Raw genomic sequence first — 15,303 nt, 5'->3', positions numbered from 1 at the left:
ACTCCGGCCGGCGCCGGCGCGGCCTACCCGGTGGCGCGGGCGCGGTTGCGACGACGCGAGGCCAGCTCGTCCTCGGGCGCCGCCTCGGCGGTGACTCCGTCGGCGCGCTCCCCGGGGAAGTCCGCGATGGTGCCGGTCAGTTCGCGCATCGCGCCCGAGACGGCGATACCGAAGACGCCCTGGCCGTGCTGCAGGAGATCGACGACCTCCTCGGCGCTGGTGCACTCGTAGACGGTCGTGCCGTCGGAGAAGAGGGTGATCCGGGCCAGGTCCTCGACGCCGCGCTGGCGGAGGTGATCGACGGCGACGCGGATGTTCTGCAGCGAGATGCCGGTGTCGAGCAGCCGCTTCACGATCTTGAGGACCAGGACGTCCTTGAAGGAGTACAGGCGCTGGGTACCGGAGCCGCCCGCGCTGCGGATGGACGGCACGACGAGGGAGGTGCGGGCCCAGTAGTCGAGCTGCCGGTAGGTGATGCCGGCGATCTGGCACGCGCTGGGACCGCGGTAGCCGAGCAGCTCATCCGGGATGGTGTCGTTCGGGAACAGGCCCGGAGCGATGTCGTCCAGCGAGCCCTGCGTGCCCACTGCGGAATCCGCCTGCGGCGCGTTCTGCCCGGTGCCGTCCTGATCGGTCACTGCCGTCTCCCTCATGAGGTCCGTGCGCACTCTCAGAGTACGCCTGCCGGGTGGAATCCGTCGGTGTAATTCCCCCGGTGCCATTCCGCCCTGTTCGACGTGAACGCTAGGGGGCCGACGGCGCCGAATCAACGCGACACTCCGGTACCCTCAAGTTGAAGTTGAGGTCGAGATCGAATCGTGACCTCGGGCCGGTGCCGGAGCTGCGCCGGGTTCAGGAGTCGCCGGGCGCCTTGAAATCGTCCGCCGAGATGGAATCGAGGAACTCCTTGAACGCCTCGACCTCCTCGTCGGCCGGTGGCTCCTCGGTGGATTCGGATGCCTCCGAATCGATCTCCTCGTCCGGGAGCAGAAGGCCCGCCTCGGCGAGCACCTCCTCCTCCGCGAAGATCGGCACCGCGAGCCGCACCGCCATGGCGACGGAGTCCGAGGGCCGGGCCGAGACGGTCTGGTCACCGTCGAGCACGAGATCCGCGAAGTACGTGCCCTCCTGGAGCCCGGTGATGCGCACCTCGGTGACGGAGCGCCCCAGGGCCTCCAGGAGGTCCACGATGAGGTCGTGCGTGAGAGGGCGGCGCGGCTCGACGCCCTGCAGCTTGATCGCGATGGCGGTGGCCTCGCCCTGGCCGATCCAGATGGGCAGGTACCGGGGGCCCGAAACCTCCCGCAGGAGCAGCACGGGATCGTTCTGCGGCGGATCCATCCGGATGCCCGCGACGGTCATCTCGATCATGTTTCCAGCTTACCGGCGCGACACCCGGGATCGAGCGCGGACGCCCCCGGTTACCGGGGAGCGCCGCCGATCGAGTCCAGGGTCGGCGTCAGCGCACCGCATCCTTGACGGCGGCCTTCACCAACTGGGTGTGGAAGGTCACCGAGAGCGCGGCCAGTTCGCGCACCAGTTCGGCCGCGCGCTCGGCGGCGCCCGCGTCACCGCCGCGGGCGACGGGATTGGCGATCTGCGCGATGAGGCCGGCCTCACGGTCGGCCGAGGTCTTGAAGGCGCGCAGGTGCCGCGCCTCCAGGCCGTACTCGGCGAGCGCCTTGGCGGCCTGCACCAGCGCGACCGCGTCCTCGTCGAAGAAGCCCGCCTTGCCGGAGGTGAGCAGCGCCGAGCGCTCCAGCTCCCGCAGGAAGGCCTCGTCGGCCCCGGACCGGGCGAGGAGGTCGGCGCGGCTGATCCGAGTCTGTCGGCGCGCCGAGAAGTCGGTGGCGGGCGCCGTCTTCGACGACACCGCCGCGAGCGCGCGGGGCGCACGCGGAGCGGGGCCCTCGACGGCCTCGCCCCGGTCGTGCGCGTCGAGCTGCTCCTTGATGATCTTCAGTGGCAGGTAGTAGTCGCGCTGCGCGGTGAGCACGTACTTGAGCCGCTCGCAGTCCTTCGGCGAGAACCGCCGGTACCCCGACGGGGACCGATCAGGCGTGACCAGCCCCTCCGACTCGAGGAATCGGATCTTGGAGATGGTCACGTCCGGGAACTCGTCACGAAGTCGTTCGAGGACGGCCCCGATCGACATCGCGCTCGGGGCCGCCGATTCCTGGCGTGGGGCCGTCACTGGGGTCAGCCGGCCGCCGGGACGAAGAAGACCAGGCGGAACTTGCCGATCTGGACCTCATCGCCGTGGGCGAGCGGCGACGCGTCGACCGGCTCGCGGTTGACGTACGTGCCGTTCAGGCTGCCCACGTCGACGACCGTGAAGCCGCCCTCGACCGAGCGGAACTCCGCGTGCCGACGCGAGACGGTCACGTCGTCGAGGAAGATGTCGCTGTCCGGATGGCGACCGGCGGAGGTGGTCTCCTGGTCCAGCAGGAAGCGGGAACCCGCATTCGGGCCGCGCTTCACCACGAGCAGGGCGGCGCCGGCCGGGAGGTTGTCGAGGCCCTGGACGGGCGCATCGTTCTCGGGGCCGCCGGAGGCGTCCATCTCGCGGATGATGTCGGCGCGGAACACCGAAGTGGTCTCAACGGGGGCCGATTCGTTGCCCTTGTCGTTCTCGCTCACATCGCTCCTTCGTCAGTGCTTACTGCATAGTTCTGTAGGTCACGACACCTGATGGACGTACAGGTCCACGGTACCGCGCCCGGCGCCTCGGAGGCGGCCGGATTCGGGGGCTCTAAAGCCGTTCTAAGGAAAGGCGTTCACGCCTCGGCGGTCAGCGCCTTGTACGCGTCGGCGTCGAGAAGCTCCCCCAGGGCGGCCTCGAGGTCCTCGGGGGACGCCGCCTCGATCTCGACGATCCAGCCCTCGCCGTACGGGTCCGAGTTGATCAGGTCGGGGCTCGAGTCGAGCTCACCGTTGATCGCCACGACGGTGCCGGACAGCGGCGCGTAGATGTCGGAGACGCTCTTGGTGGACTCCACCTCGGCGAACGAGTCGCCGGAGGCGACCTCGGCGTCGTCCTCGGGCAGCTGCACGAAGACCACGTCACCCAGCTGATCCTGGGCGAAATCGGTGATCCCGATCCGCACCACGGTCTCGCTCTTCTTCAGCAGCCACTCGTGATCGGGCGTGTACAACAGTTCTCCGGGGAAGCTGGCGCTCAACGTGGACGTCCTTTCGCGAGGGCTGAGCGGGGCCGCGCAGCGGATTACAACTTAGTGGGCGGCACGATGATTGAGCAACACACCCCCCGATTACCGCACCCTGGGCAGGTCACGCACCACCAGCACCGTCTGCCACCAGTACAGGACCACGGTCCACCAGTACATGGCCAGTCCCCAGATGAGGATCGCCCAGCCCAGCGGGTGCATCACGGCGCCCAGCCCGTTGTCGAAGGTGCCGGCCAGCAGCATCGGCAGCGCGTACATGAGGGCGAACGTCGCGGCTTTGCCGAGGTACAGAGTCGGCAGCGCCGTGATGCCGCGGCTGCGGAGGAAGGGCACCGTCGCGGCGAGCACCACCTCGCGCCCGAGCAGCAGCCCGATCACCCACCACGGCAGGATCCCCCGCACGCCGAAGGCGATGGGGATGGCGATCATGTAGAGCCGATCGGCCGCCGGGTCGAGGAGCTCCCCCAGCCGGGTCTGCTGGTTCAGCAGCCTGGCCAGCTTGCCGTCGAGCCAATCGGTGATGCCCGACACCACGAGCACCACCAGCGCCCACCCGTCGCTGTGCTCCACCAGCAGAAGCCACAGGAACACCGGCACCCCGAGCAGGCGGAGCAGGCTCAAGGCGTTGGGCACATTGAGCGCACTCGGCTGCGTGCCCGGCACCGACGGTGCCTCCCGCCCCGGATCGTTCACGTCCGGCTCAGATCATTCCGAACATGTTCGCCATCCCCTTCGTGGCGAACGGGTTGTCGTGGACCATGTACGTCCAGGTCAGCGTGTTGCGGCCGAGGCCCGCGTCGTCGAGGTCGATGCCGTCGGCGGTGATCTCCGCCTCGCGCAGGGTCTCCCGGGCGCGGCTCACGGCCTCCTCCGGCAGCTTGCGAAACTCCTCGATGACCAGGCGGTGGAACTCGTCGAGCGGCGACTGCCTGCCCAGCGCACGCAGGTGGATCGTGGTCTGCACCTCGGAGACGAACGCCAGGTGCTCCGCCCAGCCACGGTCGAGGTGGTACAGGAAGGCCTCGCGGGCCGCCTGCTCCAGGACGTCGTCGTCGATCCCCGCCTCGCGGAGCTGCGCGAGCCGCTCGGGCTCCAGCTCCGCGAAGTCGTCCAGCGGCCGCTGGGTGGTCAGCAGCGTGTGCCGCCGCGCCATCACCAGGTCGCGCTGCTGGTTGACCAGCTGGTTGTAGCGCCACGTGTTGGCGTGGGTTTCGAGCATGCCGCCCTCCGCGACGCGCTGCGCCGCGTCGAGCATGTCGGCCGCCTTGCCCCGGGGGAACTCTCCGGTCTCGGGGTCCGCGCCGCCCGGGGGTCGCTTCAGGGGCAGATGACGCTCCACGATCGGGTCCTCGACCGACGCGAAGATGACCGACGTGCCCGGGTCTCCCTGGCGGCCGGCGCGGCCGCGCAGCTGTTGGTCGAGGCGCTCGGTGTCGTGGAGGCCGGTGCCCACCACGGCGAGGCCGCCGAGCGCGGCCACCTCGTCGTGTTCGGGACTCGCGTCGCCGGCGTCGTGGCCACCGAGCTTGATGTCAGTGCCGCGGCCCGCCATCTGAGTGGAGACGGTGACCGCGCCCTTGGTGCCGGCGTCGGCGATGATCCGGGCCTCGTCGGCGTCGTTCTTGGCGTTGAGCACCGTCGCGATCACGCCCGAGATCTTGAGCATGTGCGCGAGCTCCTCGGACTCCGCCACGTCGTGGGTGCCGATGAGCACGGGCTGGCCCGTCTCGTGCACCTCGCGCACGTAGTCGACGATCCCCGCGACCTTGTTGCCCTTGTTGTCGTAGACGCGCATGGGCTGATCGACGCGAACGTTCGGCGTGTTCGGCGGGATCTGCGAGACGCCCAGGTCGTAGAACTGGCGCAGCTGCTCGCCGGCCGCGATGGCGGTGCCCGTCATGCCGCACACCAGCGCGTAGCGCTGGAGCAGCGCCTGCACCGTGATGGTGTCGATCACCTCGCCGGAGTCGGTCTGCGACAGGCCCTCCTTGGCCTCGACCGCCGCCTGCAGTCCGTCGGGCCAGCGCTGCAGTTCCGCGACGCGTCCGCGCGAGGAGTTGATGAGCTTCACCTGGCCGTCACGCACGATGTAGTGCACGTCGCGCTCGACGAGGGCGTAGGCGTGCAGGGCGATGTTGACCTGCGGCAGAGTCGACGCGACGTGCGCGTCCGAGTACAGGTCGATGCCGCCGAGCTCCTCCTCGAGGAGCTTCGCGCCGTCGTCGGTGAGGAAGGCGGACTTTCCGTCCGCATCGATCTCGTAGTGCTTGCCCTCGCGCAGCCGGGCCACGACCTCCATGATCGCGGCCTGCGGCACGTCGCCCCTGACGGAGCCGGCCAGCACCAGCGGGATGAGGGCCTCGTCGACCAGGACCGAGTCGGCCTCGTCGACGATCGCCACGTCGGGCTTGGGCGAGAGCAGGTCCTCCGCGCGCGTGGCGAGCTGGTCGCGGAGCACGTCGAAGCCGATCTCATTGACCGAGCCGTAGACGACGTCCTTGGCGTAGGCCGCGCGCCGCTCCTCGCGGGTCGAGGACTCCGCGACGTACCCGACGGTCACGTCGAGCAGCTCGAAGAAGGGCCTCATCCACTCCGCGTCGCGCCGGGCGAGGTAGTCGTTCGGCGAGATCACGTGCACGCTGCGGCCGGCGAGCGCCATGCCCGCCGCAGCGATGGCGCCGGCGAGGGTTTTACCCTCGCCGGTGGCCATCTCGACCACGTCGCCCTCGAGCAGCCGGTCGGCGCCCTGCAGCTGCACGTCGAAGGGGCGCAGACCGAGGGCGCGGTCGGCGCCCTCCCGGGCGATCGCGATGAACTTCGCGCGATCCTCCGACTTCGCGGCGTAGACGTCCAGCGCCAGCGCGGCGTCGGGGAACTCGTCGTCGGAGAGCCCCTGCGCCCACTCGTCGAAGACGGCGGACTGCTCGATCAGCGCGACGGACCGGGACTGGTTCCGTGTGCTCTGCGCGCCGAGCACCTTCCACACCTTGTTGCTGAACCTGCCCACGTGACCTCCGCACTCGACGCTCGACCGCTTGCGCAGTCGAGACTACCGCTGCCGCTCGCGCCGGCTCAGAGCGCCGCGAAGTACGCCGTCGACCAGCCCACCGAGCCGAGCGAGACGCGGTACATATCGCGGTTGACGTTCTCGATCGTGTCGCGCGGGCTGTGGTAGTTCGGGTCGAAGATCTCGCCGACGGTGCCGCCCCACTGACGCTGCTGCTCCTGGGTCTTGGTGCCGTCCGCACCCGTGTCCATGCCGCCGGAGGCGATGCCGACCTCCTTGAAGGGCCCGTAGTCCGAGCGACCGTCGAACGCGGAGGCCTCGACGGGCACGCCCCGCCACGCGAAGTAGTTCCGGAAGACCTGCTCGATCACGCCGGAGCCGGCGGGGCCGGCACCGCCCTCGAGCTTGGACGAGCCGTCGCCGTCGAAGGTGAAGTAGCCACCGTTGGGTGAGCCGAGCATGTCGAAGTTGAGGTAGCGCTTGATCTTCGAGGCCTGGTCCTCGCTCAGTGCCGTGACGTAGTGCTCCGAGCCGACGAGGCCCTCCTCCTCGGCGCCCCACAGCGCGAACCGGACCTTGTTCTTGACGTCGGCGTTCGCGCCGAGCTTGGCGGCCGTCTCCAGTACCGCGGCGGAGCCCGTGCCGTTGTCGTTGATGCCGGGGCCCTCGGTGACGCCGTCGAGGTGCGCTCCCACCATCTGGACGGATCCGTCGTCGCCCTTCGTGGTCTCCGCCAGGATGTTCCAGGTCTTGGCCTTCTCGGTCTTGGCGTCAACCGTGAGCGTGAGGTCCTGGCCGTCCGCGATCGGCGCGTCCTGCGCGACGCCGACGACGGCGATGGACGCCCCGTCGTCGAGGCCGAGCGTGCCGCCCTTCCAGTCGCCCGCCTGATTGTTGGTGATGACGAGGGCCTTCGCACCCTTGGCGGCGGCGGTCTTGTACTTGTCACCGAAGGTGCAGTCGCCGCGCTGCACGACCGCGATCGAGCCCGCGGTGACCTTCTCCAGGTCGGCGGCGGTGCAGCCGCGCTTCCCTGTGACGACGGCCTTGGCCGTCACGGTGCCCTCGGTGGCGCCGGAGAACGAGAGGGCAGCGGCCTTCACGGGGGCACCACCGGCCTGGACGTCGACCCTCGAGGCGGACCAGACGGACGTCGAGAACTCCTGGCGCTGTGGGGTGTAGCCGGCGTCGCGGAGCACCTTCTCGGCGTACTCGACGCTCTGCTCGTAGCCGGGCGAGCCCAGCGCGCGGTTCCCGCCGTTGCGGTTCGCGATGTCCTGGAACGCCTCCAGGTGCTTGACGGCGCCGTCGAGCGTGACGGCGTCGGCGAGAGCGCGCGCCTTCTCGGTCGCCCCCGCGTCGTCCGCAGCACCGGCGGGCGCGGGCCGGTCGACGCTGCTGGGCGCCGCCTTCGACGACGAGCCCGCCGCCGTGCTCGACGGGGCCGCATCATCGCTCGAGGTGCCGCAGCCGGCCGCGACGAGGCTCACGGCTGTCAGCGCGCTGACGACCCGGACGGTGGTGGACATCTTTCGCCTGTGCAACATGCTCCTTATTAGATACATAACGGAGGGCGATTGCGAGGTGAACGAGCACACTGATCCGATCGACATCGAGCGGCCGAACCGGAGCACACCGTCGACCGCAGCGTGCCAGAGTGACCTCATGACCGAACTCAGCACGCTCTCCCCCGCCGAACGCCACCGCTCCGCAGCCGCGACCTTCGCCGGGGTCGCCGGCGCGATCACCGATTGGGACGCGCAGACCCCCGTCCCGGAATGGACGGCGCGCGAGGTGGTCGGCCACCTCGTCGAATGGCTCCCCGGATTCCTCGCGATGAACGGGGTGGAACTGCCCGGCGCGCCGTCGGACGCGGCGGAACCGGCGGCGGCCTTCGGCCAGCTCACCGAGGCGGTGCAGGCGCTGCTCGACGCGCCGGACGCCTCGCGGGTGCTCACCACGCAGATGTTCGGGGACAAGCAGCTCGATGCGCTGATCGACCAGTTCTACACGGCCGACGTCTTCATGCATACCTGGGACCTCGCACGCTCGAACGGGATCACCCCGGACCTCGACCCGGCGTTCGCCCGGGTGCTGCGCGGCGGCCTCGAGTCGATGGGGCCGATGCTGCAGGAGTCGGGGCAGTTCGGCGCGCCGATCCCGGTGCCGGACGGGACCGACGAGGTCACCTCGCTGATGGCGTTCATCGGCCGGGACCCCGCGTTCGGGAAATGATCGGCGGGTGCGCGCGGGTGCGGTCCACGCAGCCCGCGCGCCGGGTCGAAGCGCGTCAGCCGGTGATCCGGCGCGGGGTGAGCACCACGACGGGGATGTCGCGGTCGGTGCGTTTCTGGTACCCCTCGTAGCCGCTGTAGGCCTTGGTGATCCGCGGCCAGAGCTGCGACTTCTCATCGGCGCTGGCCGCTGTGGCCGTCCACGTGCTGGTGACCTCGTCGACGGTGATCTCCACGTCGGGGTTCGCCGCCAGGTTCTTGTACCAGTCCGGGTTGTCGGAGTGCCCGCCCTTGGATGCGACCACCACCACGCGGTCGGGCTCGTAGATCGGCGCGGTGAGCATCGTCGACCGGCGCTGCCCGGACGTGCGGCCGATGGTGTGCAGCTCCAGCGTCTGCATCCCGAGTACGCGCTTCGGGAACCGTCCGCCCGTGATCGCGAGCAGGGCGCGATGGCCGTTCTCGAGGCCCCACGCGCCGAGCTCAGCAGCCTTGTCCGAAAGACTCATACGCCCATCATGCACGGCGAAGTGCCAGGAGCAATCCACCGCGTTCCGTTCGCCGCCGTCCACGGGCTAAGACCGGTGCCGGTGCGCCGACCCTCCCACCAGCCCCGCCGCGACGTGCGGATGGAGCGCGATCGAGTGGTCGTAATACTCCTCCGTCATGGGAAGGTACGGGATCGGCTCCTCGGTCCCGACGGTGCCGAGCCGCTCGGCGAGGATCCCGGCCACGCGGCGCACCCCGTCGGCGTCGATGCCGTGGACGTCCGTGATGAGATGCGGCGCAAGCGCCTCCATGCCCGTGTACCAGAACGTGCCGTGCAGCAAGGGCCAGAACAGGTCCTCGACGTCGCCGCTGATCCCGCGCGCCGAGATCGAGTCGGCGCGGTCGCCCGCGGTGACCACGGCGAGCGCCCGGCGGCCGACGAGGCCGCCGTCGCCGTATTTGCGGTTGCGGCCGGTAGCCGGGTCGGGCACGTCGTAGGCGAAGCCGCGCTCGAAGACTCGGTCGATCCAGCCCTTGAGCATGGCCGGTGGTCCGTACCACCAGAGGGGGAACTGCAGGACCACGAGATCCGCGGCGAGGAGTCGGCACTGCTCGGCGCGGACGTCGTCCCCGCCCTCGTCGACCAGGACCGGGTCGAAACCCTCCGCGTAGAGGTCGGCGACGTCCACCGACCAGCCGTCCGCCCGCAGCCGCGCCACCCCCGCATCGCGGAGCGTGGCGTTGAGCGAGTCTCCTCGCGGATGCGCGAAGACCCACAGTGCGTGCGCGTTCTCCCGTTCGTCGCCCATGCCAGGGCCAACCTCGCCCGACCGCGAGCGATTCCCTGGGCGGCCAGGACATCGCCCGGGGACCAAAAAAGTCCCGAGAAACTGTGTGTCTCGGGACTTCTGGTCGGGCTGACAGGATTTGAACCTGCGACCACTTGACCCCCAGTCAAGTGCGCTACCAAGCTGCGCCACAGCCCGTGGCCGCTCTCGCGGTGCTGTAGGAGATTACCCCATGCGCCGCGCCGAGGAGAAATCGCCTGCCCACGGACCCGGGAGCCCGCCCACGCGCACAGTCAGGCGCCACCGGCCGTCGCATCGCGGTACGAATCGGACGTTCCTCCCTATTATGGACGCATGCGTACCCCACTTCGACGCCGAAGTACCGCGATCGCGCTGCTCGCGGCCCTGACAGTCACGGCGTGCGGGGGCGGCGCACCGTCGGACACCGCAGAGACGAGCGCGAGCGCCGGCCCGCGCCCGGAGAACACGGGCTCGCAGAGCACAGGCTCGGAGACCACGATCGCGACGGGTCTCGACGCGCCCTGGTCGATCGCCTTCGCCGACGGTGCTCCGCTGGTCAGCGAGCGGGACCGCGGCCGGATCGTCGAGATCGTCGAGGGCGGGCCACGCGAGGTCGGCCTGATCGACGGCGTCGCGGCGCGCGGCGAGGGCGGCCTGCTGGGCATCGCGATCCGCGACGGCGACCTGTTCGCCTACTTCACCACCGCAACGGACAACCGGATCGCCCGCATGCCGCTGCGGGGCGCCCCGGGAGCGCGCAGCCTCGGGCCGGCGCGCACGATTCTGACCGGTCTACCGGCCGCGTCGGTCCACAACGGCGGGCGCATCGCCTTCGGGCCCGACGGGATGCTGTACGCCACCGTCGGCGACGCGGGGCGACCCGACGACGCGCAGGACCCCCGATCCCTCGGCGGGAAGATCCTGCGGATGACGCCCGACGGGGCGCGGCCCGCGGACAACCCGTTCCCCGACAGCCTCGTCTACAGCCTGGGTCACCGGAACGCGCAGGGACTGGCATGGGCGCCCGACGGTGCGCTGTACGCGAGCGAGTTCGGCCAGAACACCTGGGACGAGCTGAACCTCATCCGCCCGGGCGCCAACTACGGCTGGCCGGAGGTCGAGGGCATCGGGCGGCGCGCAGGCTTCGTCGACCCGCTGCAGCAGTGGGCGCCGTCGGCGGCGAGCCCGAGCGGGATCGCCGTCGTGGGATCGAATCTGCTCGTCGCCAACCTGCGGGGCGAGCGGCTGCGGACGGTCCCGCTCGCCGCGACCGACACGGCGAGCGAGCAGCTCGGCAGATCCCTCGGTCGGCTGCGCGACGTGGTGCGCGCTCCCGACGGCTCCGCCTGGATCCTCACCAACAACACCGACGGGCGCGGCGACCCGCGCCCCGGCGACGATCGCATCGTGCGGGTGAGCGGAAGTTAGCCCTGCTACCTGCGCTGTCTGCGCGGTACAGTGACGGCTATGAAGCGTGCACTGCTGGTGTCGACGATCGTCGCCGCCTCCTTCGTGGTCGCGCTGCCCGCGGCCGCGGAACCGGCGGTGGACGCCGACCGTTACCGCGTCGAGGGCGGCGGATACGCCTTCCTCTACCACTACGACGGCACCAAGCGGGTCTGCACCATCCAGGCCGATCCGACCACCGTGCGGTGCGGCGTCTCCGCCCCCGCGGGCACCCGGATCACGGTCAAGGGCCGGAGCGTCCGGCCCGAGGCCGTGGAAGTCACGGACCGCGGCTGGCGTTACCTCGACACCCTGACCGTGCAGGAGCGCCCCCGCACCCTTCCCGAGGGCGCCCGGCTGTCGGTGCACGGCGCGTCCTGCACCGCGCTGCGCGACAACGGGCTGGAGTGTTCCGTCGACTCCGCCGGCTTCACGCAGGAGGACGGACGGTTCTCCACTCGCGGCCGCACGCTCGGCTAGCTGCTCCGGCTCAGCGCTAGCCGACGAGCTTCGCGCGCAGCCGGGCGACGACGGCGTCATCGATCCTGAGCCCGTCGCGGACATAGGCATCGAACCCGCCGTACCGGGCGTCGGCCTCGTCGAACGCTGCGGTCAGCGCCTCGGGAAAGACGCCGGCGAGCACCCGGGCGGCCTCCCCGATCGCCTCACCCCGCTCGGCGGCCGCGGCCGCGGCGATCCTCTCGATCACCGCGGCGGAGTAGTCGTTGGTGAGCAGGTAATCGGCCATCACGTCGTCGGGCGAGACGCCGAGGATTCGCTGCACGATCGCCGCAGCCCAGCCGGTGCGGTCCTTGCCCGCGGTGCAGTGGAAGACCTGCGGCCGGTCCTCGGCGGCGACCGCACGGACCAGCGCCGCGAACTGCGTGCGGGCGTTCTCCTCGCTGACGAACATCCGGTAGACGTCCGTCAGCAGCTCGCGGGCGCCGTCGGCGTCCGTGAACGACGCGGGATCCAGCGCGCCGAGCTCCACGTCGTCACCGATCACGTTGAGCCGCACGTACCGCGCACCGTCGGGAACGACGTCGGGCTTCGGCGTCACCTCCGCCGTCATGCGAAGGTCGAAGACGTCCGCGAGGCGGGCCTGCGCCAACCGGGCGGGATCGATCGAATCGGCGTCGAGGACGCTGGAGCGGAAGAGCAGGCCGCGGCGCATCCGGCCCCCGTCGGCCGCGTAGCCGTCCGCACCGGCCACGTCGCGGAAGTTGTGCACGGCCCGAGCCTAATCGACGCGGCGCTCGCCCCGACGGTGACGCCGCTCAGGCCAGGCGCCCGAAGCTGCGGTGGGCGCACGCCTCCGGCCAGAAGGAGCGGGCACCGGGCGTCGAGAGGCCGTGCGGCAGCGTCAGCGCGAGGGCGATCGGCGCGTCGACCGGGACGTCGACGGGAACCTCGACCCGGGCCGCGAGCCGCGTACCGTCGGCGCCGCGAACCAGCAGCTGTCGCATGCGTGCCCCCGCGAGGCGGACCCCGGGCCAGGCCACGTCGGCGAGGCTCGCGTGCGGCGGGAGCTCCCCGACGACATCGCAGAGGACCACCGGTCCGGAGCGCACGAGCCGGCTGATCCGGCTCACCACCACGGGGTAGGTCGACGGTGCCCCGCCTGCCAGCGCGGCCGAAGGGACGCCGGCGATGAGGACGTCGTCGCCGTCCATCGCGGTGCCCTCGGGCCAGATCGTGGGGTCGAAGGACCGGGCGATGCCGGCGCGGGCGAGTGAGGGCAGTACCTCCATCAGAGTCACGCCTACCGGTCTACGCGGGCCGGGACGCGCGCGGAAGGCCCGGTACCGTCAAGGTCGCGCTAAGACTTCAGACGCCCTCCTCCGCGCAGGGCAGGACACCCGCCTTAACGGCGGCCTGCACTGCGGCGTAGTCCTTTTCGTTCTGATCGGCGTAGGCCGCCGCGAACGTCGCGATGGCCTCCTCGAACTCCGTCGACTTGCCCAGGTACTGCGAGACAGCGGCCGATCCCGGCGACTGTGCGTGCGCGCGGGCCAGGATCGCGGCGCAGGCCTGGCCGTACTGCTCGAACTGGTCGTGGGTGAGTAGCTCCGGGGCGACGGATCCCTTCATGTCGCGGAACTGGCGCCAGTAGAAGTCCTTGTCGCGCAGTGTGGGCGTGTACCCGAGGAAGGCGTCGGATTGCGCCTGCAGGATCTGTTGTCCGGCGACCACGCGCCAGGCCTGCGCCCCGCTCTGCGGCGCGCGGGGCGGCATCGTCGACGGGCCGCGCTTCCCGTAGGTCTGCAGCACGGACTCCGCGGCCTCCTTGACCTGCAGGAAGAGGGTCTCGGTGCCGCCGCCCGGGACGTCCCGCCCGAGCAGGACGATGAAGCAGCGGGTGCCGACACTACCGACGCCGACGACGCGCAGCGCCCAGTCGAGCACGCGGAACTGCCCCAGCAGCTGGGCCGCATCGGGGCGGAGGCTGTCCAGGTACTTCCCGTAGAGGCCCTCGAACCCCTCGACGAGCTTCGCCGGGGCGGGCACTAGGGTCGGCGGGTCTGCCACGATGTGCAGCTCGCCGTCGTCGCCGGCGGCGGTGATCTTCTCGACCATGCGCGCGGAGGTGTGCTTGCGGGCCTTCTTCGCGGTCTGCTCGATGAGGTCCTGGAGCGACTTGTCTCCGGCGGCCTGCGCGGTGAGCCGATCGACGTCGACGGACACGTAGAAGCGGTCGACCGCGCCCTGCTCCAGCAGGCTCGCGAGGGTGGTGCGGTAGGCGCCCGTCGCCGTGACCACGGCGCTCCGCGCCTGGTCATCGGTGTAGTTGTTCTCCCGCGCGGCGATCATGACGCTGGCCGCGAGCCGTTTGACGTCCCACTCCCACGGGGCGTTGCCCGCCTCGTCGAAGTCGTTGACGTCGAACAACTGCCGACGTTCCGGGGAGGCGAACAGGCCGAAGTTGGAGATGTGCGCGTCGCCGCAGCTCATGACGGTGACGCCGGTGTTCGCCTCGCCCGCCAGATCGTGCGCCATCAGCGCCGCGCCGCCGCGGTAGAAGGAGAACGGCGAGTGCAGCATGCGCGACATCCGCACGGGCACCAGTTCCTGGATGCGGGTGCTGTTCTGCTCCCGGATGATGTCGACGGGATCGCGGCCGTCGGGAGTGAACCCCGCCTGGGCGGAACGCGAGACGCGCTTGCGAAGTTGCTTGCCGTTCGTAACATCTGCACTCATGCAAGGAAATGCTAGCCCTCGCCCGACCCGGTTCGGAGCAGTTTGAGTGGCAAACTTTCCACTGTGAGACGTAGGCTACCCTAACTCTCGCGGAGTACGGTGGAGACCGTGACTGAAACCCGCACCGACAACACTGCTCCCGTCCGCCGCCCGCGCCCGACCTACGAGGTCACTGTCGCGCGCACCGAGAGGATCGGCGTACACCTGGTCCGGGTGATCGCCGAGGGCGAATGCCTCGCCTCCTTCGGCGACCCCGACCTTCCGGGCCTGCCCAGCACGGACGCGTACGTCAAGCTCGCTTTCGGCGACGTGACGCGCACCTACACCGTCCGGTCCTTCGATCGCGCCGAGCGCCGGATCGCCCTCGACTTCGTCGTGCACGGCGACGAGGGACTGGCGGGCCCCTGGGCGCAGCGCGCCCGGGCCGGCGACACGATCACGCTCATGGGCCCCGGCGGCGCCTACTCGCCCGACCCGGAGGCCGCCTGGCACCTGTTCGCCGGCGACCTCTCGGCGGTGCCCGCGATCGCGTCGGCGCTCGAGGCGCTGCCCGCCGCGGCGCGGGGCGCGGCGATCATCGAGGTTGAAAGCAACGCCGACCGGATCGCGTTGACGGCACCGGCGGGCGTGGACGTGCGGTGGGCGGTGAACCCGGACCTCGCCGACGTCGACTTCCTCGCACGCCAGGTGGCCGTCGCGGACTGGCCCGCGGACAGCGCGAGCGCGCACGTCTTCGCGCACGGCGAGCGCGAGTCGATCAAGGCGATCCGCAAGATCCTGCGTGAGCTCGCGGTACCGCGCGAGCGCATCTCGATCTCCGGATACTGGGCGCGCGGCCGCGCCGAGGACGCCTTCCAAGCCGAGAAGCGGACCCCGGTCGGACAGATCGACTAGGCCTCTCCGGGGCATCGGCGGCGAGCCCGGTGACCGCA

Annotated in this window: 17 protein-coding genes and 1 tRNA gene; 4 read left to right on the top strand and 14 right to left on the bottom strand. The window is 70.6% G+C overall.

Annotated features, from left to right (window positions below):
- Window positions 1-23: 23 nt before the first annotated feature.
- The 8 genes from FK529_RS15780 to FK529_RS15745 form a co-directional block, all read right to left on the bottom strand.
- Window positions 24-653, bottom strand: coding sequence for a MerR family transcriptional regulator (locus tag FK529_RS15780; RefSeq protein WP_146563042.1), 630 nt, complete (start codon window positions 651-653; stop codon window positions 24-26).
- 199 nt (window positions 654-852) lie between these two features.
- Entirely contained in the window at window positions 853-1,371 is a 519-nt protein-coding gene (locus tag FK529_RS15775; RefSeq protein WP_146562919.1) for a bifunctional nuclease family protein, read from the bottom strand.
- 88 nt (window positions 1,372-1,459) lie between these two features.
- A complete protein-coding gene (ftsR, locus tag FK529_RS15770; protein ID WP_435594789.1) occupies window positions 1,460-2,194 on the bottom strand; it encodes a transcriptional regulator FtsR in 735 nt (244 codons plus the stop codon).
- Between the two features lie 5 nt (window positions 2,195-2,199).
- Entirely contained in the window at window positions 2,200-2,640 is a 441-nt protein-coding gene (odhI, locus tag FK529_RS15765; RefSeq protein WP_068525802.1) for an oxoglutarate dehydrogenase inhibitor Odhl, read from the bottom strand.
- Window positions 2,641-2,777: 137 nt separating this feature from the next.
- Entirely contained in the window at window positions 2,778-3,182 is a 405-nt protein-coding gene (gcvH, locus tag FK529_RS15760; RefSeq protein ID WP_068525803.1) for a glycine cleavage system protein GcvH, read from the bottom strand.
- A 90-nt stretch (window positions 3,183-3,272) separates the two neighbouring features.
- A complete protein-coding gene (locus tag FK529_RS15755) occupies window positions 3,273-3,881 on the bottom strand; it encodes a CDP-alcohol phosphatidyltransferase family protein (RefSeq protein ID WP_146562917.1) in 609 nt (202 codons plus the stop codon).
- Between the two features lie 7 nt (window positions 3,882-3,888).
- Complete coding sequence (gene secA2 / locus FK529_RS15750; RefSeq protein WP_146562915.1) at window positions 3,889-6,195, bottom strand: accessory Sec system translocase SecA2; 2,307 nt, start codon at window positions 6,193-6,195, stop codon at window positions 3,889-3,891.
- 65 nt (window positions 6,196-6,260) lie between these two features.
- Window positions 6,261-7,724 carry a M28 family peptidase gene (locus FK529_RS15745; protein WP_158635136.1) on the bottom strand — a complete coding sequence of 488 codons (1,464 nt, stop codon included), beginning with the start codon at window positions 7,722-7,724 and terminating at the stop codon, window positions 6,261-6,263.
- Window positions 7,725-7,860: 136 nt separating this feature from the next.
- Between FK529_RS15745 and FK529_RS15740 the strand changes: the two genes are divergently transcribed.
- Window positions 7,861-8,430 carry a maleylpyruvate isomerase N-terminal domain-containing protein gene (locus FK529_RS15740; protein WP_146562910.1) on the top strand — a complete coding sequence of 190 codons (570 nt, stop codon included), beginning with the start codon at window positions 7,861-7,863 and terminating at the stop codon, window positions 8,428-8,430.
- Between the two features lie 55 nt (window positions 8,431-8,485).
- Here the strand turns inward: FK529_RS15740 and FK529_RS15735 are convergent, their stop codons facing one another.
- The 3 genes from FK529_RS15735 to FK529_RS15725 form a co-directional block, all read right to left on the bottom strand.
- Window positions 8,486-8,938 carry a nitroreductase/quinone reductase family protein gene (locus tag FK529_RS15735; RefSeq protein ID WP_146562908.1) on the bottom strand — a complete coding sequence of 151 codons (453 nt, stop codon included), beginning with the start codon at window positions 8,936-8,938 and terminating at the stop codon, window positions 8,486-8,488.
- Between the two features lie 66 nt (window positions 8,939-9,004).
- Complete coding sequence (locus FK529_RS15730) at window positions 9,005-9,727, bottom strand: NAD(P)H-dependent oxidoreductase (RefSeq protein WP_146562906.1); 723 nt, start codon at window positions 9,725-9,727, stop codon at window positions 9,005-9,007.
- A gap of 100 nt (window positions 9,728-9,827) precedes the next feature.
- Window positions 9,828-9,904, bottom strand: a tRNA-Pro gene (locus FK529_RS15725).
- Window positions 9,905-10,060: 156 nt separating this feature from the next.
- On the opposite strand from FK529_RS15725, the gene FK529_RS15720 reads away from it, so the two are divergent.
- Together FK529_RS15720 and FK529_RS15715 are read left to right on the top strand one after the other, a co-directional pair.
- Window positions 10,061-11,155: a PQQ-dependent sugar dehydrogenase gene (locus FK529_RS15720; RefSeq protein WP_146562904.1), complete on the top strand. Its 1,095-nt coding sequence runs from the start codon at window positions 10,061-10,063 to the stop codon at window positions 11,153-11,155.
- 39 nt (window positions 11,156-11,194) lie between these two features.
- The gene (locus FK529_RS15715; RefSeq protein WP_146562902.1) at window positions 11,195-11,653 is read left to right on the top strand and encodes a hypothetical protein; all 459 of its coding nucleotides are present in this window, start codon (window positions 11,195-11,197) and stop codon (window positions 11,651-11,653) included.
- A gap of 16 nt (window positions 11,654-11,669) precedes the next feature.
- Here FK529_RS15715 and FK529_RS15710 read toward each other — a convergent pair whose 3' ends face one another.
- The 3 genes from FK529_RS15710 to FK529_RS15700 all read right to left on the bottom strand — a co-directional run bounded on the left by FK529_RS15710 (window position 11,670) and on the right by FK529_RS15700 (window position 14,371).
- Window positions 11,670-12,404, bottom strand: coding sequence for a tyrosine-protein phosphatase (locus tag FK529_RS15710; protein WP_146562900.1), 735 nt, complete (start codon window positions 12,402-12,404; stop codon window positions 11,670-11,672).
- A gap of 46 nt (window positions 12,405-12,450) precedes the next feature.
- The gene (locus FK529_RS15705) at window positions 12,451-12,924 is read right to left on the bottom strand and encodes a hypothetical protein (RefSeq protein WP_146562898.1); all 474 of its coding nucleotides are present in this window, start codon (window positions 12,922-12,924) and stop codon (window positions 12,451-12,453) included.
- A 76-nt stretch (window positions 12,925-13,000) separates the two neighbouring features.
- Window positions 13,001-14,371 (bottom strand): DUF2252 domain-containing protein, encoded by a 1,371-nt coding sequence (locus FK529_RS15700; RefSeq protein WP_146562896.1) that lies wholly within the window; start codon window positions 14,369-14,371, stop codon window positions 13,001-13,003.
- Window positions 14,372-14,479: 108 nt separating this feature from the next.
- Here FK529_RS15700 and FK529_RS15695 point away from each other — a divergent pair, with 108 nt between their 5' ends.
- Window positions 14,480-15,265: a siderophore-interacting protein gene (locus FK529_RS15695; protein ID WP_146562893.1), complete on the top strand. Its 786-nt coding sequence runs from the start codon at window positions 14,480-14,482 to the stop codon at window positions 15,263-15,265.
- Window positions 15,266-15,303: the final 38 nt, after the last annotated feature.

Source organism: Tsukamurella asaccharolytica (assembly GCF_007858435.1).
Classification (GTDB): domain Bacteria; phylum Actinomycetota; class Actinomycetes; order Mycobacteriales; family Mycobacteriaceae; genus Tsukamurella; species Tsukamurella asaccharolytica.
The sequence above is the reverse complement of the archived record's forward strand: the minus strand, read 5'-3'. Positions and strand labels throughout refer to the sequence as shown.